Here is a 399-nt window from a genome sequence, read left to right as displayed (position 1 = left end):
TAGGGGCTGTTGATCTTTGTAGTACATATATCAATCAGCCCACATTGGTAGCCACATCATAGTAAATGCTAAAGCGAGCATTGAATGATAATTTCGTTCAAGCTTTTCATACCGCGTGGCTATCCCTCTATATTGCTTAATACGGCCAAATGCATTCTCAACCAAGTGCCGATATTTATACATGCACCAGTCAATATCTTCATTGCCTACTAAACTGTTGCCCTTACGTGGAATAACGGGTGTAGCGTTATTATCACGAACAAACGCTCTCAGTTTTTCACTGTCGTAGCCTTTATCTGCGACAACCATATTACTTGTTGGGCAATTAGCTACGAGTGACTCTGCATGGACGATATCATGCGTATTTCCACAGGATAATTCATAATAAACAGGCAACCC

The 399-nt window shown here is 41.1% G+C and carries 1 protein-coding gene; it reads right to left on the bottom strand.

All coding sequences use genetic code 11. The features are described 5' to 3' along the window. Window positions 1-30: 30 nt before the first annotated feature. Window positions 31-399: IS5/IS1182 family transposase (locus P20439_RS11875; RefSeq protein ID WP_036933824.1), on the bottom strand; the 369-nt coding region annotated here is incomplete at its 5' end.

This window comes from Pseudoalteromonas sp. BSi20439, assembly GCF_000241165.1.
GTDB lineage: Bacteria > Pseudomonadota > Gammaproteobacteria > Enterobacterales > Alteromonadaceae > Pseudoalteromonas.
Note: the sequence above shows the minus strand (reverse complement) of the source record. Positions and strands in the feature narration are given on the sequence as shown.